We start from the raw sequence: 22622 nt of genomic DNA, 5'->3' as shown, positions 1-22622 counted from the left end.
GCGACGCTGTTGCGGGAGCACCGTGGGGACGGCCACAACGCGGCCCTCGTCGTTCATGGCGTCGGCGGTACCGAGGCCCCAGCTCGGCACGGCGGCTTCCAAGACGCCGAGCGCTTTCCGTCGTTAGTTGGCTGAGGCCGCGCTCGGGCTCGACGCGATCGGCGCGAAGTGGCCGCCCGGCGAGGACTCGGCCTCGCCGATGAGCCAGGACCCGCGGCCGGGTCCGTCAGCGGGGTAGGGCCGTGTGACCAGATCCAGGACCGCGGCCACAAGGCTGTGATCGTCCACGCGGCGATGCTATCGGCCTGCGGCGAGCACGAGACGTCGGCGCCATCACCCGCGGACAACGGGATCAGCGGACGCACGCCCCTCGGCTTCTTGAGCGCGAAGTGGCAACCCGAGTCGGGCTCTCGGACTTGCGGGGCGCGAAGCGCGACAGTCTTGCGTCGGCCATCGCGCGCAACTCGCGGCATGAGCAGACGCAGGGATGCGATGTCGCGGCTTGACCGTCACCATCGAGATCCGGGATGGATCGGTCGAGATCTTCGGGGACCCAGCCGGACTACGGGATCTCGCCCGCTGGTGCCTCGCTTTGTCCGACATGCACGCGCCATCTGGAGCGCATGTCCACCTCGACCCCGGAACCATCCCGCTCGCTGTGGAGTCGGTGCCGCTGTTGCTGGCTCGCCACTCGCGGTGAACACCGCCGAACCCGACTCGCGGCAGATCCGCGCACCCGATCATGGCCGCAGGTGGACGGGAAGATGGAGCGCAGTTCTCGCGTAGTCGGTGTCTTCGTGTGGCGGGATGGCCCAGGACTTCACGATCAAACGGCGACGGCCGGCACGCGTCTCACCACCTGGGGACGGCAACTGGCGTTGAGAGCAGCCGTAGCCCGCCGGGTGTGGCGGTAGACGCGCTGACGACAGGCATTGGAACAGAAGACTCGATTGTCGGCGGTATGCGGAGGCAGAGGCCATCCGCAACCCCACCGCTCACATAACCTCGGAAGCCACTCCACATGGAAAGGAAGCCGATACTCCCGCCTGAATGCGGGCGCGAGATCCGCCGGTAGCACTGGCTCCGCCCTTCCGCACGTCGAAACTGTAGATCATCGTCCACAAAGGACGGAAGTGCCTAGATCATTCTGTTAGGAGTTGTAAGTAGGCGATGCGGGCCGGTCCGCCAGCGACGCAGGAGGCGGACTTTGATGATCCTGGGCAAGAGCAAACTCGGTCGTCACCGAAGGTGGCGACCGAGGTCCCGATCCGTAAATGATCCTGATGCCCATTCTGTTCAGATAGTCGCGAACCGTGTGCGGTGGCGTTAGGTTGCCACGCTGTCTGGTCTTGACTGGCGGTGAGCAGGTCACATGGGTGCGCCGGAACGAGTGAGGGACGATAATGACCATGGCATCGATGGTGTTGCGCAGCAGGCCGACCGGGCTGCCGACGCCCGAGAACTTCGACCTCGTGGAGGGTGATCTACCACGAGTCGTCCCCGGCGCGGCCCTGGTCGAGAACCGCTACCTCTCGGTCGATCCCTACATGCGCCAGCTTATGGATGACGGATGGGCCCTCGGGGAACCGTTCGAGGGCCGTTCGGTCGGCCGGGTCCTCGAAAGCGCCGATCCGCGGCTGGCGGTCGGCGATGTGGTCTTCCATCGCGGGGGCTGGCGTACCCACGCACTCGTGGACGCCAACGACCCGCAGGTGCGGGTCCTGCCGGAGATGGACGGCGTGTCCCTGAGCATGCATTTGGGCATTCTCGGTGGCACCGGACTTACCGCCTATGTCGGGCTGGTCAAGATCGCGCGGCTCGAGCAGGGCGAAACGGTCTTCATCTCCGCGGCGGCCGGCGGCGTGGGTACCGCAGCGGGGCAACTCGCCCGCATGCTCGGCGCGGGGCGCGTGATCGGCAGCACCGGCTCGGCCGCGAAGGCCCGCTACCTCGTCGAGGAACTCGGCTTCGACGAGGCCTTCAACTATAGGGACGCTCCCGTGGTCGATCAGCTACGCGCGGCGGCACCGGACGGCATCCACGTCTACCTCGACAATGTCGGCGGGGATCACCTGGAGGCGGCGATCGGCTCGCTCGTCGACCACGGCCGGATCGCGTGGTGTGGGGCCATCGCGCAGTACCAGACGGATTCTCCGCCCGCCGCGCCGCGTAACCTGTACGACATCGCGGGCAAGAGCCTGCGGCTCGAGGGCTACCTGGTCAGGGAATATGGTTATCTTCAGCAGGAGTGGACCGATCTAGTCGTGCCGCGCCTGCGATCGGGCCAGTTCGTTGCGACCGAGACGATCATCGAAGGCTTCGACCACATCGTGGATGCCTTCGTCGGATTGTTGCGTGGCGACAACGTCGGCAAGATGATCGTGTCAGTGGAGCCTTCGTGAGCTGGTCTCGTGGGTGGGCGTTCCGGCGGCAAGTCGAAGGCGGAAGTAGGGATCATGGGTGTCGCGGCAGGCCATAGGCTCGGCGCCGAGGCAGCCGCGGATCCCGCTCCCGCCCAGACGACCCTCACCACGCTCACGCGTGGACTCGAGGTGCTCGAGGTCATCGCCTCGTCCGACGGCACGGCCACGGCGAAATACGTCGCACGCGTATGCGGGCTCAAGCCGAGCACCTGTTATCACCTGCTGCGTACCCTGCGTGCCCTGGGCTACGTCGTGCGTACCCGCGATGGACTTTGGGATCTCGGACCGCAGGCGGGCCGCCTCAGTCGGCGAATCCAGCTGCGGTCCGGTCCCTCGCCAGAGCTGGCGGCAATTCTGACCGGCCTGCACAACCGTACGGGCGAGAGCGCCTATATCGGTGGGTGGTTCAACCATCAGTTCGTCCTCCAGCATTTGATCGAGGGTCGGCAGAGCCTACGGGTCGACACGCTCGACATCGGCTACACAGGCGACATGCACGCGCGAGCCTCGTGCCTTTCGGTCCTGGCGTTCCTGCCTCCAGAGCAGGCCGAGGTGATGTTCACTGATGCGCCGCTGCGGGCTCTCACGGCTGCCACCCTGACGACCGAGGCCTCCCTGCGGGAGCGTCTGACCCGCATCCGGAGGCAGGGCTACGCAGTCGACCTCGAGGAGTACGCGGAGGGCGTCTGCTGCGCGTCCGCGCCCTTCTTCGACCAGCAGGGCACACCTGCGGGGTCGCTGACCGTGTCAGCGCCGCGCAGCCGTTTCGATGCCCGGGCGGACTTTCTCGTGACGTGCGTTCGCGAGTCGGCGATCCTCGCCTCAGCATTCCTTCAGGGCGGGCGGCTGGCCCGCCCCGGCCGGAACACGCCGTTGTGAACGATCAGCCTTCGCTCAATGCTTGGCGGAGCCGGTCGACGTCATCGCTGGTAGTGAAGTAGTGGAAGCCGAAGCGGGCGTAGGTGTCCGTCACCGCCGCGCGAATTCGATGGGCTTGTAGGGCGATGCGGGTACGCTCGGCGTCGGCCACGTCGACCGCGATGATATGGCTGCCCTGCGCGTGCCGGGATCTGACGGCATACCCGACTTCCGCTAGGGCGATGCTCAGGTTGGCTGAAACGTCGGCATACCATCGGGTCGGAAGCCGGAACGTCCGACCGGGCTCATCGAACAGATCGACAGCGATCAGCTTGCGCTCAGCGTCTGCCATCGTCGTTGCATCGGCGATGAACAGGTAGGTCAGTTTGTCGTCGTCGGCCGCGGCGGCATCGGCCTCGACGAGGGCTTGGATGCTGGCGCCGGCAAAGCGGACGTTGCTGACATAGGTAGCACCCTCGGCACCGATGTCGGCTTGGAGGTCGCCCAGGCGGCGTCATCGGTGAAGTCGGTGCGCAGGACAAGCGAGCTCAGATCGTCAGGTTGGGGCAGCGACAGCGGCTTGGACACCTCGTCAACCACCTCTCACGGCTGTTCTCTCGACAGATATCTCTCGAGAGAATACTCTCGACACGTGCCTGACGACTCCACGCCGCGCAGCCAACGCACTCTTTCCGACGCACGCACTCTGCGTGCACTCAGCCACCCGGTCCGCCTGGCGCTGCTGGAAGCCCTCCTCAACGGACCACTCACCGCCACACAAGCCGGTGAGTTGATCGGCGAGTCCCCAACCACGTGTTCGTTCCACCTGCGTCAACTGGCCCGCTACGACTTCGTCGAGGAGACCGGCGGCGGGCGGGGCAGGGCCCGGCCCTGGCGGCTGACCCACACGGGCTGGAACGCGCCCGCCCAGCCGGACAATCGAGAGTTCACCCGCGCCGCGCAGGCCTTGGACCAGGTGCTCCTCGACCGGCACGTAGCCCGGATACGCCGCTTCGTCGACGCCGCGCCCACCTACCCCGCCGAGTGGCAGGCAGCCGCCACAGGTCACACCTCGATCCTGCATGTGACCGCGGCGGAGGCTGCCGAAATGGCAGGCGCCTATCGAACGATCGCCGACCAGTTCAGGGCCCGCTGGGCTGTCCGCGACGACCACCCCGAGCAGCGACCGGATGGCGCCCTGCCCGTCGAAGTACTCATCGGCGTCTACCCGGTCGACACCCCACCTGGACAACCGCAATGAACGCCCGCGTGCTCTGGGCAAACCCACAGGCCCGCCGCTACCTGATCGGACAGACCCTGTCCCTGTTCGGCGACAGCGCTCTGTGGCTCGCCTGCGGCATCTGGGTCAGAACGCTGACCGGCAACGACACCGCCGCCGCGCTGACCTTCCTGTTCTTCACCGCGCCCGCGCTGCTGGCACCCCTGGCCGGTCTGCTCGTCGACCGGGTGCGCCGCCGGCCGCTCCTGATCGCCGCGAATCTGTCCGGTGCCGCCATCCTCGCCCCGTTGTTGCTGGTACACCACCGCCGCGACGTGTGGCTCATCTACACCGTGATGCTGCTCTACGGCCTGCTCAACGTCCTCATCGCACCCGCCCAGTCCGCCCTGCTCACCTCGCTGTTGCCCCGAGACCTGCTCGCCGATGCCAACGCCGCACTGCGCACCGTTCAGGAGGGACTGAGGGTTCTCGCCCCGCTCGCCGGCGCCGGCCTGTTCGGGTTCTTCGGCGGGCATGCCGTAGTCGCATTGGACATGGCCAGCTTCCTCGCCGCGGCCGCCCTCACCGCGAGAATCCGGATCACCGAAACACACCCGGTCGACGTCGGCGCCCGGCACGAGCACCCGGTGCACCCAACGCGTCGCGCCACCGACCAGATCACTGCCGGCTTCCGATTCCTCGCCGGCATCCCGGCGCTGCGCCGCGTGACTTTCGCTAGCGCGATCGCCGCCTTCGCCGTCGGTGCCGGCGACGCAACCAGCTATGCCGTCATCAGCCAGGGTCTGCACCGCGCCCCACAGTTCATCGGCGTCACCCAGGTAGCCCACGGCCTCGGCGCCATCGCGGGCGGCCTGTCCGCGGCTGCGGCGATCCGGCGCATCGGCGAGACCCGTACCGTCATTGTCGGTCTGATGCTGCTCGCCGGCGGCCCCCTGTGCCTGGCCACCCCATGGCTGCCCGTGGTCCTTGCCGGAAAGCTCAGCGTCGGTGCCGCCCTGCCGTGGATCGTCATCGCCATCATCACGCTCCTGCAACGGCTGGCAGCAGCACACCTGCAAGGCCGCGTCTACGCCGCGTTCGAGGTCTGCGCCACCGGACCGCAGACCGCCGGCCTCGCCCTCGGTGCCATCCTCATAGCCGTCCTCGACTACCGCCTCGTCCTCATCGGCGGAACCGTCGGCCTCCTGATCGCCGCCGCAGTTCTGGTCCGCACGCGCATCCCAACCCCAACCCACATATCCGAAGGGGCGGTGACCGCGTCCGCCGCGACCAGGATGGCCGCCCGGGCAACAATCACCCGAACTTCGCCCATTGCCCTTCGGAGACCACCTCGACGGAGCCGTCGAGGACCTTGATGGCCGTCTGTTCGTCGATGGCGTATGCCGGGCCGCCGATTTCGGCGGCCCACCGCTGTGCGTCGGCCAGTGTGTTCGTCGGGAAAGCATCCAGGTGCGGGAAGATCGAGAAGTCGACGACTCCCAGGGTTCGGTCGTCCGTTGCGGACGGCCACTCGACGAAACGAGCTCCGATCCGGGGCGTCACCACCATGCTTCCGGCACTCACCACCGACCAGACCGTGTCAGGCAGCGTTTGCAGCAGATCGGCCAGCCCGGACTCCCGCATCCAGTAGTACAGATACGTTGCGTCGCCGCCGTCGACGAGAAGCACGTCGGCCTCCCGAATCCAGGGGGCCCATCGCTTCACGCCGATGGTCGGAAGTGCGGTGAGTTCCAGGACACCGAGCGGCGCCCAGCCCAGGCCGGTTAGGTGCTGAAACTGGGGCTCGGGGCGTATCAGGCGCGCAGCCGAGACGGGGGCGGGTATGGCGAGAGGCTCGGGCCGAGCGATGGGGTCGGCTCCGTCGAGTAGGCCTCGACGTCCCACGAGGTGATGGTGTCCGCGCGGTCGAGGGCCACGGTGAAGGGGCCGAGGTAAATGCGGCCGACCGCCGTCTCATTGGCCGGGAAGAACATCATCAGGAACTGCCACTGCCCGTCGCAGGTCCAGGCATCCGAGAAGGACAGGCTTCCGGCGGTCACGTGCGCCTTGAGTTTGCCCGATCCGGTACACCGCCCGCGGAGATGAATGCTCCAACCTTCACGGATCGAGACCTCGACGAACGGCTCGCCGTACTCCGTCGAATGCCACGCGCCGACCAGCCGGTCGTAGGACGCCACCTCCCCGCCGATGGTCTCCATCACGAACGGCTCCAGCGCGGGATCCGGGTTGGCCGGGCGGGTACAGGCGGCCAGCCCGACGACCGCGACCACCACCGACACCAACAGGACGGCTGCCTTCTTCACGGAACCAGGCTAGGAGTGCCGGCCGCGATCCGCTGCCCCACCGTCGTCCGAGCCGCCGCGGACGCAGCGCGCATCGTACAAGTCATGATCCTCCCGAAGGTTCGAGACCCTCGCTTCGTGACGATCCGCCGTCGTGGATCGTTCACCGATGACGCTCATCGTCTCCTCGCCCAAAGGCCACGACCAGCGCGTTCGCGATGGCTTGACCTCTTCGGAAAGTCCGAAGCGTGCGGTCGGCTGCTCGAACTGCCGGCTCTGGGGCGACGTGGTGGTGTTGTGAAGATGTTGCGTCGGCTCTCGCCGGGTCGGGCGTCGGCTGCCAGGCTGGCACCGTGCAGGACGGGGCGGTGGCGCCGGTCGGGTGGTGGCGGTCGGGTCTGGTCGGGGTCGGTGCGGCGTCGTTGCCGCTGCTCCCCTCCCGCGACTCTGACGAGCGCTCCATAATGTGCTGGTCGATCACTTCGCGTTTGTGGTCGGCGTGCATCCGGGTGGTTTCACCGCCAACGACCGGGAAACGGCCGTCGACGGGACTCGGCCGCAGGCGGTCTGCGCTGCTCGGACCTCACGCGCGCGGTCGGCGGCCAGATCCGGATGCCAGCGATCGAGGTCGGGGCCTCGGCGCGTACCGTCATCGCCGTGGACGTGGCGGACTTCTGGCGGTTCTTGGAGCGCTCAGCGGAGGAGGAGACCCATCCACAGCGCAGGGCTGCCTGGCTGGAGCATCGGCTCAGCCGGATCGCCCTGGATCACATCGTGGATTTTCAGATCCACCTCGATGCTGCTCGCCGCCCGATCGACACCTGGGACATGTTGGGGGCCGCCAACCTCATCATGGACGGTCTCTGCAGTGGCGACTCGTTCTGGTACTTCCAGCCATGGCTCATCGGTCAGGGTCGGCGCTGGTGTCAGCACGCCGCTCAGGATCCGGACAATCTCGTCGACGTACCTGCGGTGCAGGCCCTCGCTGATCGCCGTCCACGGCAGTGGGCCGATGCTGACTGGCCCCACTGGGAAGATCTGAACGCCGTGGCCTCCCTCGCTTATGACCGGCGCACCGGCCAGGAGGACGGCATCGACGACGCCCTCAGCGAACGCGGTCACCGCCGCCCCGCAGATCCGCAGACCGCCGGCAGGACGTGGAACACCGACAGTGCGGCCGAGATCGAACGGCGTCTACCACGGCTCAACCGGCTGTTCCCACGCGAACGCTATCCACGGCCCTGAGGGTGCCGGACGCGACCGGCGCCACCTCGCAGGACGCGGGTGCTTGTCGAGTGGGCAGTCACCGGTCGCGGGCGAGAATGTCGCGGAGGTGCTGCTCGACCACGGCCATGGCCTGATCGTGGGGCAGGGCGCCGAGCAGGACCGGCGTCCGCAGGCCGTCGAGGAGCGCGGCCAGCCGGCGCGCCTCGGTGGCCGTGTCGAGGCGGGTGCCGGTGCTGTCGAGGAGCGCTTTGAGGGTACCGACGAATCCCCCGATGGCGGGCACGAGCGTCTGCGCCAGTGCGGGATCGACGGCGGCCCGGGACAGGAACGCGGCGGCGACGCGGGCGTCGAAGCGGCTCGCCTCGTCGTGCGGCAGGTACTCGGCGGCCAGCGCCCGCAGTACCGCCTCGGGCTTCGTCTCGGCGCCCAGGCGGACCCTCACCCGGCCGCTGAAGCGTGCGTGCACGCTCAGGCTGAGCCAGTGCCGCAGCGCGTAGGCGAGCATCTCCTCCTTCGTGGCGAAGTAGTGCTGCACCGCGCCCATCGACACCCCGGCCTGCTGCGCGACCTCACGCAGCGACACCGCGTCGAGGCCGTCGGTGCCGGCGATGTGCAGCAGCGCCTCGACGATGTGCCGGCGGCGCTCGTCGTGGTCGACCTTGCGGGGCATGGCGCACCGTCAATCATCCGGGTTACAATGCAAGTGCATTGTCAAAGGTACCGCAGGGGAGGTCCGTGATGGCTGTGCAGACCGTCCGCAACGGCGACGTGAGTATCGCGTACGAGACCTTCGGACCCGCCGATGGTGAGCCGTTGCTGCTCATCATGGGCCTCGACTTCCAGATGGTGTGGTGGCCGGACGGGTTCTGCCAGGCACTGGGCGAACGCGGCTTCCAGGTGGTGCGGTTCGACAACCGCGACGCCGGGCTGTCCACCCACTTCACCTCGCCGCGCCGGGAGAACCCGTTCAAGGTCCTGTTCCGCGGCTCGCCCGACCCGCCGTACACCACCGTCGACATGATCGGCGACGGCCTCGCGGTGATGGACGCGATGGGCTGGCAGGACGCGCACCTGTTGGGCGGCTCCATGGGCAGCAGCATCGCGCTGGCCACCGCCACCCTGCATCCCGAGCGCGTGCGGTCCATCGCCGGCGTCTTCACCGCACCCACAAAGAAGATCGATGCGATTCGGTACCTCAAGTTCGGCTACTTCCCGCGCCTCGCCCGTCACCTGCGCCGGCTCAAGCTTCCCGCCACCGATGAGGGCGCCGTGCAGACCCTGGTCGAGATCGCCCGGTTGATGGCGTCGCCGAACCGCCCGTTCGACGAGGACATCGCCCGGCAGATGGCCCAGGCCAGTCACGCACGCTCGCCGCGGGATCCCGGCAGCACCCAGCGCCACCTCGCCGCCGGACGCGCAGCCGGTGCGCTCGCCGCCCGGGTCGGCGAGATCAAGGTGCCGACGGTGCTCATCAACGGCGCCGACGACCCGTTCATCCGGCCCTCCGCCGCCGCCGCACTCGCCAGGAAGATCCCGGGCGCCCGCGCCGTGGTGCTGCCGGGCATGGGACACGGGCTGCCCAGGCAGCAGTGGCCAACGCTGGTCGACGCGATCGCGTCCAACGCCCTACTGGCCGACCCCAATGGCGGCACCAGGAGTCGATAGGGGCACCAGCCCCGGCCGGTCGGGCAGCGTCGTGGGCCGGTGGATGGTCCACGCGTCCTCAGCTCAGACGGACAACAACCGATCGAACATCTGGTGGTACTGCAGCACGGTGTCGCGCATGCCCGCGATACTGTCCGACGCCTGTGCGCCGCCGCGTTCGAGCTGCTCCTCGCGGCTGTAGACGTTGTCTGCGAGGGCCTTCATCGCCTCGTCCAACAGTTGCCGAGCCTCGGTGACGCTGCCCGGCGGGTCCGCGACGAACCCGCTCTCCACCTCGTGCCAACGCCGCCGGAGATCCTGCGCCTGCGTGGTATCCCAGATCCCCGCCTGCGGCACGACCGGGACAGCATACTGCGATCGGGCGTCATCGGCCGCCCGTGGCCGGTGGGTTGCCTGCTGCGCGTCCGGGCCGTCCATCCCGCGGGCGCCGCCGCCCTGTGCCGCATAGGCCTGGGCACCTGCATTGTCGGCATCCATGGGTGGTGGTGCTTGGAAGGGCGGTGGTGCCGCACTGGCCGCCGCCGGATCGATCGAGCTGTCCTCACGCATCGTGTTCTCGCCCCTCGTGCTGACACTGCGGAACTGCCGCCCACGCCGCCGCCGCGGACGGCGGAATCGGCCGAGCGCCACCGCAGCGGCACCGACGAGGATGAGCAGGAGTAGGACGATGGCGACCAGTGCTGCAGTTGACGACATGGCGAATCCCTTCAAAAGCAGACGGGTCAGACGCTAGCTCGTTCCGGCTCCGGCCGACCTCACCTTCTCGATCCGGGCCTACCGCCTACCCTGGGCGATTCCGGCGCCACGCGATTTGGGAGGTGGACGGGGCACGCGCTCGCCATTTCCGTCGGTCAGCCGGATGAGGCACCGATCGTGAGGGTGAACTGCCGAAGTGTGTGCACGGTCACTGAAGGATCTGATGCACAGGCCGGCCTTACGGTCGGCGAGATACCAGGCAGAAGGAGGATGAACCGTGACGACCGTACCCGCCCCGCCCACCACGGCCACCACGCTGCCGGCCCGAATCGCGGCAGGGGTCGCCGGCGGGCTCGTCGGTGGAATCATGTTCGGCGTTCTGATGCAGATGATGGGCATGATCGTGATCGTGGCCATGCTCGTCGGCAGTACCTCGGTGGCCCTCGGATGGCTGGTGCACCTGGCCATCTCGGCGTTCATCGGCACCACGTTTGCGATCCTGTTCGCCCGCTGGGCTACTACCCCGGTCACATCGGCCGTGATCGGCATGAGCTACGGGGCCGTGTGGTGGGTGCTCGGGGCACTGCTGCTCATGCCGGCCAAGCTCGGCAACGACGTGTTCATCCTCAACGCCACCGCCTGGCAGAGCCTGATGGGCCATCTCATGTACGGCCTGCTGCTCGGCGGGGTCTACGCGCTCGTGGCGCCACGCCTGCAGCGCCACTGACCACCCCGACCGCTGCCAACAGAGCGCTGGGACGCTGCCCGCTACGTCCGAGCGCGTGATCAAGCTGGGACTGTTCGTCGGCTGACCCCAGCAGCCCGCAGGACGTCGAGTGGGCGCCGGTTCAGGCGCAGGTGACGCAGGTGCGAGCGAACGGGCGGGCGGCGAGGCGACCGGCGGGGATCGGGCGGCCACAGCGTTCGCAGATGCCATAGACGCCTGAGTCCAGACGAGCCAGGGCCTCGTCCAGGTCGGCCAGTCGGCGGCGGGTCGCGGCGAGGACGGCGGTGAGCTGCGCCCGCTCGTAGGCGATCGTGCTTCCCTCGGGGTCGTGCTCGTCGTCGGCGTTGGAGTCCTGGCTCGCCTCGAACACGGCGTGCAGGTCGGCCTCGAGCCCGTGCACCTCGCCGGCGACGGCTGAACGCAGCTGTTCCAGCTCAGCACGAGTACCGTCGTCGACCACCGTCCTACGATACTTCCCCCGGGCGAACGCCAGGCGGCACGAGCACACGTGGCCAAGGTGGATCAGGTGAGTTGTACCAGCCCGGTGTCGTCGCGTTGACGAACACCGGCGGAGTGACCAACCTGCGCTACCGTGTCGGCTCACGCACCGCTGGCCCGCGCTGACCGGCGGCGCCGCAGTACACCGATCACCACCGCGACAACCCCGGCCGCGCTGGCCACGAGGAGCGTCAGCGTGATCGCGGAGGCTCGATCGTCGCGCGGCGGGGTGCCGGCGGCCGGCGACGCGGGCTCCGCCAACCACGCGGGATCGCCGGTCGTGGCGGGGCCGAGCTCCCGGTTGCCGGCGCACAGGCTCGTGACGAACCGCGGACCCTGCTGCGTCGCATAGACCCGGTAGCGCTTGCCCGGCTCGAACGTGTAGCCGCAGGACGCCTCGTTGCCGGAATTGCCCACGAGGATGTGCCCGCCCGCCGCGACCACATCTCCCTTGTGTACCGTTCGGACCACGAGCCGCACCGACAGCGGGAAGTCCCCGCGCGCCTCCGGCTCGAGCGTGTCGATCGAGCGCACGTCGCCGTCGAACACGAACGCGGCCCGCTCGAGGTGCTCCTGCTCGGTCAAGGCCGCGCAGGAGCACGCGCACGCCGACGATGCCGGCCCGGCCAGCACCGCGAGCAACCCGACCAGCACCACGGCCGCCACCCGTCTCAACATGCGCACCACCTCGTCATCGCGTCCATCGTGGCTGAGACGGCGCGGCGGTGCCGCAAGTTCCCACGGACGTGAGGTCCGAACGCCAGCAGGCCGAGACGCTGCATCGCTGGCCGGACGGCGGGCGGCGGCGGTAGCGTCGCTCACTCGGGGGAGTGGCGGGCGCGGCAAGGCCGGCGGGCATAGGGTCGGCTCGACACGGCGACGTTCGCGAGACAAGGACGGGGCAGGACATGGACCAACGTACCCGCGACGAGGTGCTCGACCGGTTGGCTGCGGCGGTCGGGTCCGTCACCGTCGCGCACCCGACGCGGGTTGCCGTCGACGGGCCGCCCGCCGCAGGCAAGACCACGCTCGCGGACGAGCTGGCCGTCGTCTTGCGCGCACAGGGCCGCGACGTCATCCGCGCGACGATCGACGACTTCCTCTTCCCCCGGGCACAGCGCTATCCGCGCGGCGAGTATTCGGCCGAAGGCTGCTACTTCGACACCCACGACTACGACGCGCTGAACCGCGTTCTGCTCGATCCGCTCGGCCCGGGCGGAGATCGACGCTTCCAATGCTCGGTCTACGACCGCGCCGCGGATACTCCGCTGTCCCCGCCGGTCACGACTGCCCCCGCCGACGCCGTGCTGGTCTTCGACGGCGTCTTCCTCATGCGTCCGGAGCTGTTTGATCGGTGGGACCTGCGCATCTTCGTGTCGACCGCGCTCGAGAAGACCGTGGATCGTGCCGTGATCCGAGAGCGCCTGGTGTCATCTCGGGCCGACGTCGAACGGCGCTGGCGCGAGCGTTACATTCCTTCCCAGCAGCTCTACTTCGCGACGGTCCGCCCGACCGATCACGTCGACATCATCGTGCACAACGATGAGCCCCAGCAGCCGGTCTGGGAGACCCGAACACACTGACCGCGCTCAAAGCCCCGCACGTGGGGGGCGGGTCAGAGTCGTGCGCTGAGTCTCGTTCCATCGGCACCTCGCAGCTGGACCTCGGCGACCTGGGCGACCGGCACGTCGATGCGGTAGCCGGCGGTGCCGGTCCGATTGGTGACCTCGCAAACTCCCACGGTGTGCGTCGTTCCCTCGCGATCGACCACCATCATCTGGTACCGGCCGTTGCTCACGTCCACCACGGTGGCCAGCAGCCAGGACGGCGAACCCTGGTACAGGAACACGGTTCCCGCCGGCGCCCCGGCGTCGGTGCTCAGCCGCGCAGCCTTGAGGTATCGGCCGTTCGCCACCGCGAGTGTCTGGCGATGCTGCTCGGCGAGCCGGCGATCCGCTTCGGTGCGCTGCCAGACGACGCCCGCGCCGACCGCCGCCCCCAGCGACAGTGCGGCGGCGCCAACCATGAGGCGACGTCCCCAGTGCGCCCGGGACGGATCGGAACGGCCCACGGAACGCTGCAGGCGGCGCAGCCCGCCGACGAACCGGCCACGCCGCCGCGCCGGGTCCGCGCGGGCCAGTCCGGCCAGCACGGTGCTCTCAAACCCTGCCGGCGGCTCGACCGGCGGTGCGTTATCGCCGGACGAGGGTCGCGGCGGCCTGGGGGTCGCCGGTCGCCATGCCGGCGACCAGCGCTTCGTCGTTCACCGCCATACCAGGTAATACCCACCGAACCGGCGAGTCGGATCTGCCGCGCGCGGTGCAATCCGTCCGTACCGCGTCCGCGGTAGGTACTGGTATGAAGACTATGACGCGATGGTCCCCGGCCCGGCTCCTGCCCGCGCTGGTACTGCTGGCGCCGCTCGCCCTGGCCGCATGCGACTCCAGCGACGGCGCCGCCGGCGGCCCCACGGTGTCGGTGCTCTCGCCGGCCGACGGCGCGCAGGTGGCCGCGCCGTTCACCGTCAAGGTCCAGGCCAGCGTGCCGCTGGGCCCGTCCGGGTCCGGCGCGCACCACGTCCACGTGTATTTCGACGACAACGACGCGGACTACACCATCGTCGAGTCCGACACGGGCCAGATCGCCAAGGCACCTCCCGGCGAGCACACACTCCACGTGTCGCTGCGCAACGCCAACCACTCACCCGCCGGCGCCGAAGCTTCGATCAGGGTGGTCGTCGGTGGCGCACCGGGCGGCACCGGCACGAGCGCTCCCGGCACGAGCGCTCCCGGCGACGGTCCGTACGGCTACTGACGCCGATGACCCGCCAAGCCGAACGGACGGACGTGGTCGAGCGGTACACGCGCCCGACCCGCTGGTTCCACGCCCTCACGTACCTCACGGTCCTCGCCCTGCTGGCCACCGGCTGGTGGCTGACGACCGGCCACGAAGGCCGGCCGAGCATGCTCGCCACGGTGACCGGCGTGCCCGACGTCACCCTCCACACGTACGCCGGCTGGACACTCACCGGCCTCGCCGTCGCCGCCGTGACCGTCGGCGCTCGGGCGGCACGGACCTTCCTTGCCGAATCGGTGCGCGCCGACCGTGGTGACCTGCGCTGGCTGCGCCGCTGGCCGGTCGCCGCACTGACCGGGCGGTTCGCCCGGCACGACGGCCACTTCGACCCGGGCCAACGCATCGCGAACCTGATCGTGACCGTACTCCTCGCGGCCCTGATCGGCACCGGCATCGGCCTGCTGGCGGTCGACGGGGGCCCGGCGTTCGTCTGGCTGCAACGGATCCACCGCTGGTCCACCTACCTGGTGACGCCGGTGCTCCTCGGCCACATCCTGATCGCATCGGGCGTGCTGCCCGGCTACCGCGGCGTGGCCCGCGGCATGCACCTCGGCGGCAAACTCCGCGTCGAGGTCGCGCGCCGGATCTGGCCCGGATGGCTCGAACTGCACAACAAGCGGGCAAGGAAATGACCGTTGCCGACTCGGTGGATCCCGAACGGATCAACGCTCACGAGTTGCCGTATCCGCCGCCGCCGGGTGTCTCGACGACCAGCACGTCGCCTGGCTCGACATCGACCGAGTCGCAGCCGGCGAGGCGGACGACGCTGCCGTCGGCGCGTTCCACGCGGTTGGCACCGAGCGCGCCGGGGGAGCCGCCGGCCAGGCCGTACGGCGGCACGCGCCGGTGGCCGGACAGTGTGCTGACGGTCATCGGCTCGCGGAACCGGATGCGGCGTACCGCACCGTCGCCGCCCCGCCACCGTCCGGCGCCGCCGCTGCCGCGCCGCACGGCGAACTCCTCGAGGAGCACCGGGAAGCGCCATTCGAGGACCTCGGGGTCGGTCAGCCTGGAGTTCGTCATGTGCGTCTGCACCACCGAGGCCCCGCCAAACCCGTCGCCGGCGCCGGAGCCGGAGGCGACGGTCTCGTAGTACTGGTGTCGCGCGTTGCCGAAGCTGACGTTGTTCATCGTCCCGGACCCTTCGGCCTGGACGCCGAGCGCGGCGTAGAGCGCGCCGACGATCGCCTGTGACGTCTCGACGTTGCCGGCGACCACGGCCGCGGGGTAGCTGGGCGCGAGCATCGAACCGGCGGGTACCACGATGCGCAGCGGGCGCAGGCAACCGTCGTTGAGCGGGATCTCGTCGGTGACCAGCGTCCGGAAGACGTACAGCACCGCCGCGGTGACGACCGACGAGGGGGCGTTGAAGTTCGTCGCCAGCTGCGGTGACGTGCCGCTGAAGTCGATGGTCGCGGCGCGGCCGGCGTGGTCCACCGTGATCCGCACCGCGATCGTCGCCCCCGAGTCCATCTCGTAGCGGTACTCGCCGTCGCCGAGGGCGTCGATGACGCGCCGCACCGCCTCCTCGGCGTTGTCCTGGACGTGCCGCATGTACGCCTGGACCACGTCGAGGCCGAAGTGGTCGATCATCCGTTCCACCTCTTCGACGCCCTTGGCGTTCGCGGCGATCTGGGCGCGCAGGTCGGCGAGGTTGGTCGCCGGGTTCCGGGAGGGGTACGGCGCCTCGGTGAGCAGCCGGAGCGTCTCCTCCTCGCGGAACCGGCCGCCCTCGACCAACGGCCAGGTGTCGAACAGCACGCCCTCCTCGTGGACGTCGCGGCTGGCCGCGGGCATGGAACCGGGCGTGAGCCCGCCGATCTCTGCGTGGTGGCCCCGGGACGCCACGTAGAACAGGACCTCGCGCCGGTCGGCGCCGAAGACGGGGGAGACGACGGTGATGTCGGGCAGGTGGGTGCCGCCGTGGTACGGGTCGTTGATCGCGTACACGTCGCCGGGCCGCATACCGGTGCGGCGGCGACGGATGACCTCCTTGACGCTGACGCCCATCGAGCCGAGGTGGACGGGGATGTGCGGCGCGTTGGCCACGAGACCGCCGTCCGGGTCGAACAGTGCGCACGAGAAGTCCAGCCGCTCCCGGATGTTCACCGACTGCGCGGTCGACTCCAGCCGGGCGCCCATCTGCTCGGCGATCGACATGAAGAGGTTGTTGAAGATCTCCAGCAGTACCGGATCGACCCGGGCGGTCGCCCCGGATGCCTGCGCGCCCGGCCGTACCCGCCCCAGGAGCAGGTGGCCGAACTTCGTCACCGTCGCCCGCCAGCCGTCGTCGAGCACCGTGGTCGCGTCCGCCTCGGCCACGATGGCCGGGCCGTCGACGGTGTCGCCGGGGCGCAGGCGATCCCGCTCGTGCAGCGGCACCTCGCGCCAGGCGCCGCCGGTGTACAGACGGGTCGTGGTGACATCCTGGGCGTTGGCGTCGGCGTCGGCTCGACTCGATGCGCCGGTGGGTTCCCCCAACCGGGAGAGGTCCGGGGGCTCCGTCAGCCCGACCGCCTCGACCGAGACCGCCTCGACGATCAGCGGCCGGTCCATGAGGAACGCGTACATGCGCCGGTACGCCGTCCGGAACGACGCCACCATCGCGTCCAACCCGGCGAGCCCGACCGGCAGCGCGGTGTCGGTGCCCTCGAAGCGCAGGTGCACGCGCCGATGCACCCGGATGCGCCGGGCCGGCACGTCCTCGTCCACCAGCTGCGCGCGTGCCGCCGCCTCCAGAGCGTCGGCGACATCGGTCAGTCGTCGCAGCGCAGCGGGCTCCAGGCAGCTCTCCACCGACTGTTCGCGCATCGCGGTGGTGTCGGCGAGGCCGATGCCGAGCGCGGACAGCACACCGGCCATCGGCGGCACGAGCACGGTGCGGATGCCGAGCGAGTCGGCCACCGAGCACGCGTGCTGCCCACCGGCGCCGCCGAACGTCGTGAGCACGTACCCGGTGACGTCACGGCCCTGCTGTACCGAGATCCGCTTCACCGCGTTGGCCATGTTCGCGACCGCGATCTGCCGGTATCCCTCGGCGACCTGCTCCGGGGTGCGCTCGTCGCCGGTCTGCCGGGCGATGGCCGCGGTCAGGTCGGCGAACCGCCGTCGCACCACCTCGGCATCCAGCGCCTGGTCGCCGTCCGGACCGAAGACCCGGGGGAACGTCGAGGGCTGGATCCGGCCGAGCATCACGTTGGCGTCGGTGACAGTGAGCGGGCCGCCGTTGCGGTAGCAGGCCGGCCCCGGGTCGGCACCCGCGGAGTCCGGCCCGACGCGGTAGCGGGCGCCGTCGAAGTGCAGGACCGACCCGCCTCCCGCCGCGACGGTATGAATGTCGATCATGGGGGCGCGCAGCCGCACACCCGCGATCTGGGTGTGGAAGACCCGCTCGTACTCACCGGCGTAGTGCGACACGTCCGTGGAGGTGCCGCCCATGTCGAAGCCGATCACCTGGTCGAAGCCGGCCAGCTGCGACATGCGCACCATGCCGACGATGCCACCGGCCGGACCGGACAGGATCGCGTCCTTGCCACGGAAGTGCCCGGCCTCAGCCAGGCCGCCGTTGGACTGCATGAACATCAGCCGTACGCCGTGCAGTTGCTCCGCCACCGCCGCGACGTACCGGCGCAGCACCGGCGACAGGTACGCGTCGACGACCGTGGTGTCGCCACGCGGCACCAGCTTCATCAACGGGCTCACCTCGCTGGAGCACGAGACCTGGCCGAAGCCGATCCGCTCCGCCAGCGTCCCGACCTCCCGTTCGTGCGCCGGGTACAGGTGGCTGTGCAGGCAGACCACCGCTACCGCACGGATGCCGTCGTCATACGCACGCCGCAGGTCGGCGGCCAACCGGTCGACATCCGGCGAGCGCAGCACGGTGCCGTCGGCCGACACCCGTTCGTCCACCTCGATCACGCGCTCGTACAGCACCTCCGGCGGCACGATGTGCCGGTCGAAGATGCGTGGCCGGTTCTGGTAGCCGATACGCAGCGCGTCGCCGAAGCCTTCGGTGATGACCAGCGCTGTGCGTTCACCGCTGCGCTCCAGCAGCGCGTTCGTGGCGACGGTGGTCCCCATCCGCACCGCCTCGATCCGGTCGACCGGGATCGACACCGCATCGGGAACACCGAGCAGCTCCCGGATTCCGGCGACCGCCGCGTCCGCGTAGCGTGCGGGGTTGTCCGACAACAGCTTGCGGGTCACCAGCCGGCCGTCGTCCGGCGTCCTGGCGACGATGTCGGTGAACGTGCCACCACGGTCGACCCAGAACTGCCACCGTCCACCTACCACCGCGAATCCCCCTCCGCCGGGACGTCCTCAACGACGCGGTACGGCAGCGGATCCTCGACCAGATCTCACTGGCCGGCCTGCCCTGAGTGCGCGCCCGGGCTCGCGTGCCGAGCCATGGAACCCGCGAGCTCTGCGCAGCGTGCGTAGTACCGGCCGGCCAATGCGGCGTCGAGTGCGGCATCCACCTCGATCGGAGCCGAGTCGTGCAGCAGCAACTGGTGGAGCCGTTGTCCCAGCCGGCGAACCTCGGCGTCGGCCGCTGCGATCCGCGCCGCCGTGTCGGCCCGCGGCGACCTCCCGGCGCTGACCGCCGTGGCCATCATGTCGACGCAGGCCTGACCCATGCGGCACACGACGGCCTGCACGTCGGCCGGTATCGCCGGTCGACCCGGCCGCGACCCGGCGATCTCAGCCAGCCGCCCGGCCAGTCCGGCGACGCCCTCCGCGTCGGCGTTGACCTGCGCGGCGACGACGATCGTCGGCACAGCGGCCATGGGTGGCACGACCCGGGTCTCCTCGATCGCCAACGCCTGATCGTCGACGGCCTGGCGCAGCAGGTACAGCGCCTTCTCGGCGTCGGGCAGAGCGCTCGCGGCGGAAGTACCGGAGTCGCACAAGGCTCTGGTGACGTGCTCCAACACGATGTGCGAGCGCGCGATCACCTCGGCCAGGTGACCGCGCAGCCCGCCGAGTTCCTCACGATTCCACATCCCAGGCTCCTGCTGGATGGTCGCGGCTCCGTACTGCATCGCGCCGACTCGGGCGCGGGGCGCCAACCGGCGGAAACTACCCCCGAGCACCGAGCGCCAATCACCCGCGGACCGGGATCCGGCGCCGGCGGGGACGCCGTCGTACGCTCGAAGGAGAAGCGCCCGACGGGCCCCGAGCTGCGGACCGCGGCTGCTGACGACCAGCCGGGTGCGGCAGCGTCACTGGTGAGGCGGCAATGGCAGCATCCATCGGCATCGCCGTATTCGGGGTGCTGTGGCTCGCGTGTGCGCTGGCGGCGCTGCGCGTGGCGGCGCGGCTGGCGGAGCAGAACGAGCGCCACATGCGGCACGCCCACGGTGATGTACACGCCTGGAGCAGGCCGCGCTACGGCATCCACGAGAAGAAGTCGTCGGACGTCGTCCGCTCCTGGGCGGCCGCACCGATGCGAGGCCTCCTCGGCGCATGGCGCCGGGCCAGGGCGAAGCATCGGTAGGCTTCGCCGCGAGGCCGTGCTGCACGGGCGATTGCGGCGTGCGGCCCGGATTCGTGTGCCGGCTCGACCCCGCCCCTCAGCCCGTCACGGCCGGGCGGTCCTGGGCAGCGTCGCGGTGACGGTGAGCCCGCCGCCGGGCGTGGCACGGCACTGCGCCGCCCCGCCGATCGCCTCGATGAGCGCTCGGGCCGTGCAGACCGGAAGGCTGCGGGCCGGATCCAGGTCGATCGTCTCGCCCGTCGCGCCGGCGGCGGGTCGTCCGGCCACGGCCGGCACCGGCCGGCGCCCGCCGTGATCGACGATGGTGATGGTGAGGTGCTCGGGTTGCGCGGTCACGGTCATCGTGGCCGGCGTGCCGTTGGGGCTGCGCTCCAGGGCGTTGGCGGCCAGGGTGGTGACCGCCCGGGTGAGCAGGTTGGCGTCCGCGATGACGTCCGGCAGGTCCTCGGGGGCGTCCACCACGATGTCGTGCCCTCCGGGGCCGAGGTCGTCGAGCACGGCCGGCAGGATCGCGTCGAGTTCGACCGGGCGCAGGTGGATGTCCAGCGCGCCGGCCCGCGCCTGGCCGAGGTGGTGCAGGTCGGTGATGACGGCGGCGAGGCGGGCGAGGCTGGCCTGGCCGACGGCGGCCAGCTCGTGCCGCTGCTCGGCACCGGACGACTCCGGGGCCGCGAGCCGGGCCAGGGTTTCCTGCAGCTGCTGTAGCGGCGCCCGCAGTTCCCGCTGGGTGGCCAGCAGCGCCACGGTCTGCGTGCGGTCGGCGACGATCCGCTGGTCGGCGTCGGCGGCGTGCGCGGCCAGCTGCTGGCGTTCCCGGCCGATGGCGATGTGCGCGGCGCAGGCCACCAGCACGCGTTGGTCGCTGTCGCTGAGCACGCGGCCCCGCCCGGCCAGGGTGAGTGCCGGCCCGGCCGAGACGCTGGTGTCGGCCTCGCCGGGTTGCTCCGGTGGCCGGTCGCCGGCCGAGGCCAGGACCTGCCAGCGCTGTCCGCTGCCGCCGCCCGGCTGGCGGTACAGGAGGCTGACGGCCCTGAGCCCGAACAGCTGCCGGGTCTGTTCCAGCTGGGCCGCCACGTTGGGGCGGCCCCATGCGGCGCCCGCCAGGGCGCTGAGCGCGTTCGCCTCCGCCGACGCCCGCGCGGCGCGGCGGGCCTGCCGGCCGGTCGTGTCGATCGCCCAGCTGACCAGGATCGCGACCGTGACGAACGCGATCAGTGCCACCAGATCGGCGGCGCCCGTGACGCCCATGCTGGGCGGCGGCGGTGCGAACAGGTAACCGGCGCACAGCGCACCGGCCAGCGCGGTGGCCATCGCCAGGGAGAACCCCGCGGTCGCCGCCACCGCCACCACGGCCAGCAGGTAGCACAGCAGGATGCTGGACAGCGTGTACCGTCCGTGCAGCCCGGCCAGGGTGAGCCCGGCCAGCGTCAGGACCGCCAGGGCGGCGCCGGCCAGGTGCCGCCGCACACCGGCCCGGCCGTCGGCGCGCGGCAGCCGCAGCTTGGGCGGGCCGGCCGCGTGCTCGTGCGTGACGATGTGGACGTCGATCGGTCCCGACAGCCGGGTGACCCGGGCGCCGACGCCCTCCCCGCTCAGCGCCGACATCGGCCACGCCCGGCGGCTGGTCCCCAGCACGATCTGGGTGGTGTTCTCGGCCCGGGCGAACTCGATGACGGCCCGGGCCACGTCGCTGCCGACGATCTGGCAGTAGCGGCCGCCCAGCGACTCCACGAGGGCCCGCTGCGCGGCCAGCGCCACATAGTTGCGCTCGGCCAGCCCGTCGCACGGCAGCACGTGGACGGCGAGCAGGTGGGCGCCGCGGGTGCGCTCGGCGACCCGGGCCGCCCGCCGGATCAGGGTCTCGCCCTCCGGGCCGCCGCTCAGTGCCACCAGGATGCGTTCGCGGGTCTCCCAGCCGGTGCCGATGCCGTGCTCGGCCCGGTACTGCTGCAGCCCCTCCTCGACCCGGTCGGCCAGCCACAGCAGCGCCAGCTCCCGCAGCGCGGTCAGGTTCCCGGGCCGGAAGTAGTGGGTCAGGGCCGCTTCGATCCGGTCCGGTGGGTAGACGTTGCCGTGCACCATGCGTCGCCGCAGCGCCTCGGGGGTCATGTCGACCAGCTCGACCTGCTCCGCCGCACGGGCGACCGAGTCCGGCAGCGTCTCCTGCTGCGGTACCCCGGTGATCTGCCGCACCACGTCGTTGAGCGACTCCAGGTGCTGGATGTTGAGGGTGGTGACCACGTCGATGCCGGCGTCGAGCAGCTCCTCGACGTCCTGCCAGCGTTTGGCGTTGCGGCAGCCCGGCACGTTGGTGTGCGCCAGCTCGTCGACGAGCGCCACCTGCGGGTGCCGGGCCAGGACCGCGTCCAGGTGCATCTCGGTGAACCGGGCCTCGCGGTAGTCGCACGTCCGCCGGGGGACCACCTCGAGCCCTTCGGCCATCGCCGCGGTGAGCCGGCGGCCGTGCGGCTCCACGACCCCGATCACCACGTCGGTGCCCCGCGAGCGGCGGCGCTGCCCCTCGGCCAGCATCGAGTAGGTCTTGCCCACCCCGGGCGCCGCACCCAGGTAGATCCGTAACCGGCCGCGTGCCATGACCATCCCCCCACCTTTGAGCATCGGCCGGAGGAACCGTCGCCGTCCACCACACCGG

The 22622-nt window shown here is 70.3% G+C and carries 26 protein-coding genes; 14 read left to right on the top strand and 12 right to left on the bottom strand.

Annotated elements, in window-relative coordinates; all coding sequences use genetic code 11:
• Nucleotides 1-9 precede the first annotated feature (9 nt).
• Nucleotides 10-135, top strand: coding sequence for a helix-turn-helix domain-containing protein (locus tag IEZ31_RS59555; RefSeq protein WP_373294770.1), 126 nt, complete (start codon nucleotides 10-12; stop codon nucleotides 133-135).
• On the opposite strand, the gene IEZ31_RS41170 is transcribed toward IEZ31_RS59555, so the two are convergent.
• Entirely contained in the window at nucleotides 124-288 is a 165-nt protein-coding gene (locus tag IEZ31_RS41170) for a hypothetical protein (RefSeq protein WP_190255549.1), read from the bottom strand. The genes IEZ31_RS59555 and IEZ31_RS41170 overlap by 12 nt on opposite strands.
• 199 nt (nucleotides 289-487) lie before the next feature.
• Between IEZ31_RS41170 and IEZ31_RS60035 the strand changes: the two genes are divergently transcribed.
• The 3 genes from IEZ31_RS60035 to IEZ31_RS41160 all read left to right on the top strand — a co-directional run bounded on the left by IEZ31_RS60035 (nucleotide 488) and on the right by IEZ31_RS41160 (nucleotide 3302).
• Nucleotides 488-700: an Imm32 family immunity protein gene (locus tag IEZ31_RS60035; RefSeq protein WP_444542476.1), complete on the top strand. Its 213-nt coding sequence runs from the start codon at nucleotides 488-490 to the stop codon at nucleotides 698-700.
• Nucleotides 701-1409: 709 nt separating this feature from the next.
• A complete protein-coding gene (locus IEZ31_RS41165) occupies nucleotides 1410-2402 on the top strand; it encodes an NADP-dependent oxidoreductase (protein ID WP_373294768.1) in 993 nt (330 codons plus the stop codon).
• A 54-nt stretch (nucleotides 2403-2456) separates the two neighbouring features.
• Complete coding sequence (locus IEZ31_RS41160) at nucleotides 2457-3302, top strand: IclR family transcriptional regulator (protein ID WP_190255547.1); 846 nt, start codon at nucleotides 2457-2459, stop codon at nucleotides 3300-3302.
• A 4-nt stretch (nucleotides 3303-3306) separates the two neighbouring features.
• Here the strand turns inward: IEZ31_RS41160 and IEZ31_RS41155 are convergent, their stop codons facing one another.
• Nucleotides 3307-3768, bottom strand: coding sequence for a DUF6924 domain-containing protein (locus tag IEZ31_RS41155; protein WP_373294769.1), 462 nt, complete (start codon nucleotides 3766-3768; stop codon nucleotides 3307-3309).
• A 165-nt stretch (nucleotides 3769-3933) separates the two neighbouring features.
• Between IEZ31_RS41155 and IEZ31_RS41150 the strand changes: the two genes are divergently transcribed.
• The gene (locus IEZ31_RS41150) at nucleotides 3934-4542 is read left to right on the top strand and encodes an ArsR/SmtB family transcription factor (RefSeq protein WP_190255545.1); all 609 of its coding nucleotides are present in this window, start codon (nucleotides 3934-3936) and stop codon (nucleotides 4540-4542) included.
• Nucleotides 4539-5876: an MFS transporter gene (locus tag IEZ31_RS41145; protein WP_190255544.1), complete on the top strand. Its 1338-nt coding sequence runs from the start codon at nucleotides 4539-4541 to the stop codon at nucleotides 5874-5876. The genes IEZ31_RS41150 and IEZ31_RS41145 overlap by 4 nt, the downstream gene beginning before the upstream one ends.
• Here IEZ31_RS41145 and IEZ31_RS41140 read toward each other — a convergent pair.
• Nucleotides 5815-6225 carry a Type 1 glutamine amidotransferase-like domain-containing protein gene (locus tag IEZ31_RS41140; protein WP_373294767.1) on the bottom strand — a complete coding sequence of 137 codons (411 nt, stop codon included), beginning with the start codon at nucleotides 6223-6225 and terminating at the stop codon, nucleotides 5815-5817. The two genes, IEZ31_RS41145 and IEZ31_RS41140, sit on opposite strands and share 62 nt — an antisense overlap.
• Nucleotides 6226-6314: 89 nt before the next feature.
• On the bottom strand, nucleotides 6315-6791 hold the full coding sequence (locus IEZ31_RS41135; RefSeq protein WP_229836476.1) for a hypothetical protein: 477 nt from the start codon (nucleotides 6789-6791) through the stop codon (nucleotides 6315-6317).
• A 181-nt stretch (nucleotides 6792-6972) separates the two neighbouring features.
• On the opposite strand from IEZ31_RS41135, the gene IEZ31_RS58365 reads away from it, so the two are divergent.
• Both IEZ31_RS58365 and IEZ31_RS41130 read left to right on the top strand, forming a co-directional pair.
• On the top strand, nucleotides 6973-7104 hold the full coding sequence (locus IEZ31_RS58365; protein WP_268241734.1) for a hypothetical protein: 132 nt from the start codon (nucleotides 6973-6975) through the stop codon (nucleotides 7102-7104).
• A 356-nt stretch (nucleotides 7105-7460) separates the two neighbouring features.
• A complete protein-coding gene (locus IEZ31_RS41130; RefSeq protein ID WP_190255541.1) occupies nucleotides 7461-8048 on the top strand; it encodes a DUF4240 domain-containing protein in 588 nt (195 codons plus the stop codon).
• A 58-nt stretch (nucleotides 8049-8106) separates the two neighbouring features.
• Here the strand turns inward: IEZ31_RS41130 and IEZ31_RS41125 are convergent, their stop codons facing one another.
• Nucleotides 8107-8700, bottom strand: a complete 594-nt coding sequence (locus IEZ31_RS41125; RefSeq protein ID WP_190255540.1) for a TetR/AcrR family transcriptional regulator — start codon at nucleotides 8698-8700, stop codon at nucleotides 8107-8109.
• 68 nt (nucleotides 8701-8768) lie between these two features.
• On the opposite strand from IEZ31_RS41125, the gene IEZ31_RS41120 reads away from it, so the two are divergent.
• Complete coding sequence (locus IEZ31_RS41120; protein ID WP_190255539.1) at nucleotides 8769-9695, top strand: alpha/beta fold hydrolase; 927 nt, start codon at nucleotides 8769-8771, stop codon at nucleotides 9693-9695.
• 63 nt (nucleotides 9696-9758) lie between these two features.
• Here the strand turns inward: IEZ31_RS41120 and IEZ31_RS41115 are convergent, their stop codons facing one another.
• Nucleotides 9759-10391, bottom strand: coding sequence for a hypothetical protein (locus IEZ31_RS41115; protein WP_190255538.1), 633 nt, complete (start codon nucleotides 10389-10391; stop codon nucleotides 9759-9761).
• 277 nt (nucleotides 10392-10668) lie between these two features.
• On the opposite strand from IEZ31_RS41115, the gene IEZ31_RS41110 reads away from it, so the two are divergent.
• Nucleotides 10669-11118 carry a hypothetical protein gene (locus tag IEZ31_RS41110; RefSeq protein ID WP_190255537.1) on the top strand — a complete coding sequence of 150 codons (450 nt, stop codon included), beginning with the start codon at nucleotides 10669-10671 and terminating at the stop codon, nucleotides 11116-11118.
• 121 nt (nucleotides 11119-11239) lie between these two features.
• On the opposite strand, the gene IEZ31_RS41105 is transcribed toward IEZ31_RS41110, so the two are convergent.
• Together IEZ31_RS41105 and IEZ31_RS41100 are read right to left on the bottom strand one after the other, a co-directional pair.
• Complete coding sequence (locus tag IEZ31_RS41105) at nucleotides 11240-11578, bottom strand: TraR/DksA family transcriptional regulator (RefSeq protein WP_229836473.1); 339 nt, start codon at nucleotides 11576-11578, stop codon at nucleotides 11240-11242.
• A gap of 140 nt (nucleotides 11579-11718) precedes the next feature.
• Nucleotides 11719-12294, bottom strand: coding sequence for a hypothetical protein (locus IEZ31_RS41100; protein ID WP_190255536.1), 576 nt, complete (start codon nucleotides 12292-12294; stop codon nucleotides 11719-11721).
• Nucleotides 12295-12524: 230 nt separating this feature from the next.
• Between IEZ31_RS41100 and IEZ31_RS41095 the strand changes: the two genes are divergently transcribed.
• A complete protein-coding gene (locus IEZ31_RS41095) occupies nucleotides 12525-13199 on the top strand; it encodes a nucleoside/nucleotide kinase family protein (protein ID WP_190255555.1) in 675 nt (224 codons plus the stop codon).
• Between the two features lie 32 nt (nucleotides 13200-13231).
• Here the strand turns inward: IEZ31_RS41095 and IEZ31_RS41090 are convergent, their stop codons facing one another.
• Nucleotides 13232-13768 (bottom strand): hypothetical protein, encoded by a 537-nt coding sequence (locus tag IEZ31_RS41090; protein ID WP_190255535.1) that lies wholly within the window; start codon nucleotides 13766-13768, stop codon nucleotides 13232-13234.
• A 215-nt stretch (nucleotides 13769-13983) separates the two neighbouring features.
• Between IEZ31_RS41090 and IEZ31_RS41085 the strand changes: the two genes are divergently transcribed.
• Entirely contained in the window at nucleotides 13984-14430 is a 447-nt protein-coding gene (locus IEZ31_RS41085; protein ID WP_190255534.1) for an Ig-like domain-containing protein, read from the top strand.
• Nucleotides 14431-14435: 5 nt separating this feature from the next.
• On the top strand, nucleotides 14436-15104 hold the full coding sequence (locus tag IEZ31_RS41080) for a cytochrome b/b6 domain-containing protein (RefSeq protein ID WP_190255533.1): 669 nt from the start codon (nucleotides 14436-14438) through the stop codon (nucleotides 15102-15104).
• A 37-nt stretch (nucleotides 15105-15141) separates the two neighbouring features.
• On the opposite strand, the gene IEZ31_RS41075 is transcribed toward IEZ31_RS41080, so the two are convergent.
• Complete coding sequence (locus IEZ31_RS41075) at nucleotides 15142-18765, bottom strand: hydantoinase B/oxoprolinase family protein (RefSeq protein WP_190255532.1); 3624 nt, start codon at nucleotides 18763-18765, stop codon at nucleotides 15142-15144.
• 65 nt (nucleotides 18766-18830) lie between these two features.
• Nucleotides 18831-19475, bottom strand: coding sequence for a PhoU domain-containing protein (locus tag IEZ31_RS41070; RefSeq protein WP_190255531.1), 645 nt, complete (start codon nucleotides 19473-19475; stop codon nucleotides 18831-18833).
• A 236-nt stretch (nucleotides 19476-19711) separates the two neighbouring features.
• On the opposite strand from IEZ31_RS41070, the gene IEZ31_RS41065 reads away from it, so the two are divergent.
• Nucleotides 19712-19969, top strand: coding sequence for a hypothetical protein (locus tag IEZ31_RS41065; protein WP_190255530.1), 258 nt, complete (start codon nucleotides 19712-19714; stop codon nucleotides 19967-19969).
• A gap of 84 nt (nucleotides 19970-20053) precedes the next feature.
• On the opposite strand, the gene IEZ31_RS41060 is transcribed toward IEZ31_RS41065, so the two are convergent.
• The gene (locus tag IEZ31_RS41060) at nucleotides 20054-22570 is read right to left on the bottom strand and encodes a sensor histidine kinase (protein ID WP_308429484.1); all 2517 of its coding nucleotides are present in this window, start codon (nucleotides 22568-22570) and stop codon (nucleotides 20054-20056) included.
• Nucleotides 22571-22622: the final 52 nt, after the last annotated feature.

Source organism: Dactylosporangium sucinum, from assembly GCF_014647515.1.
GTDB lineage: Bacteria > Actinomycetota > Actinomycetes > Mycobacteriales > Micromonosporaceae > Dactylosporangium > Dactylosporangium sucinum.
Note: the sequence above shows the minus strand (reverse complement) of the source record. Positions and strands in the feature narration are given on the sequence as shown.

What these genes read in the sequence shown, in the direction of transcription:
- IEZ31_RS60035 (WP_444542476.1), top strand. Translation starts at nt 488, where the DNA reads ATGCGATGTCGCGGCTTGACCGTCACCATCGAGATCCGGGATGGATCG.
- IEZ31_RS41165 (WP_373294768.1), top strand. Translation starts at nt 1,410, where the DNA reads ATGGCATCGATGGTGTTGCGCAGCAGGCCGACCGGGCTGCCGACGCCC.
- IEZ31_RS41160 (WP_190255547.1), top strand. Translation starts at nt 2,457, where the DNA reads ATGGGTGTCGCGGCAGGCCATAGGCTCGGCGCCGAGGCAGCCGCGGAT.
- IEZ31_RS41145 (WP_190255544.1), top strand. Translation starts at nt 4,539, where the DNA reads ATGAACGCCCGCGTGCTCTGGGCAAACCCACAGGCCCGCCGCTACCTG.
- IEZ31_RS58365 (WP_268241734.1), top strand. Translation starts at nt 6,973, where the DNA reads ATGACGCTCATCGTCTCCTCGCCCAAAGGCCACGACCAGCGCGTTCGC.
- IEZ31_RS41125 (WP_190255540.1), bottom strand. Translation starts at nt 8,700, where the DNA reads ATGCCCCGCAAGGTCGACCACGACGAGCGCCGCCGGCACATCGTCGAG.
- IEZ31_RS41120 (WP_190255539.1), top strand. Translation starts at nt 8,769, where the DNA reads ATGGCTGTGCAGACCGTCCGCAACGGCGACGTGAGTATCGCGTACGAG.
- IEZ31_RS41115 (WP_190255538.1), bottom strand. Translation starts at nt 10,391, where the DNA reads ATGTCGTCAACTGCAGCACTGGTCGCCATCGTCCTACTCCTGCTCATC.
- IEZ31_RS41100 (WP_190255536.1), bottom strand. Translation starts at nt 12,294, where the DNA reads ATGTTGAGACGGGTGGCGGCCGTGGTGCTGGTCGGGTTGCTCGCGGTG.
- IEZ31_RS41095 (WP_190255555.1), top strand. Translation starts at nt 12,525, where the DNA reads ATGGACCAACGTACCCGCGACGAGGTGCTCGACCGGTTGGCTGCGGCG.
- IEZ31_RS41085 (WP_190255534.1), top strand. Translation starts at nt 13,984, where the DNA reads ATGACGCGATGGTCCCCGGCCCGGCTCCTGCCCGCGCTGGTACTGCTG.
- IEZ31_RS41080 (WP_190255533.1), top strand. Translation starts at nt 14,436, where the DNA reads ATGACCCGCCAAGCCGAACGGACGGACGTGGTCGAGCGGTACACGCGC.
- IEZ31_RS41070 (WP_190255531.1), bottom strand. Translation starts at nt 19,475, where the DNA reads ATGTGGAATCGTGAGGAACTCGGCGGGCTGCGCGGTCACCTGGCCGAG.
- IEZ31_RS41065 (WP_190255530.1), top strand. Translation starts at nt 19,712, where the DNA reads ATGGCAGCATCCATCGGCATCGCCGTATTCGGGGTGCTGTGGCTCGCG.
- IEZ31_RS41060 (WP_308429484.1), bottom strand. Translation starts at nt 22,570, where the DNA reads ATGGTCATGGCACGCGGCCGGTTACGGATCTACCTGGGTGCGGCGCCC.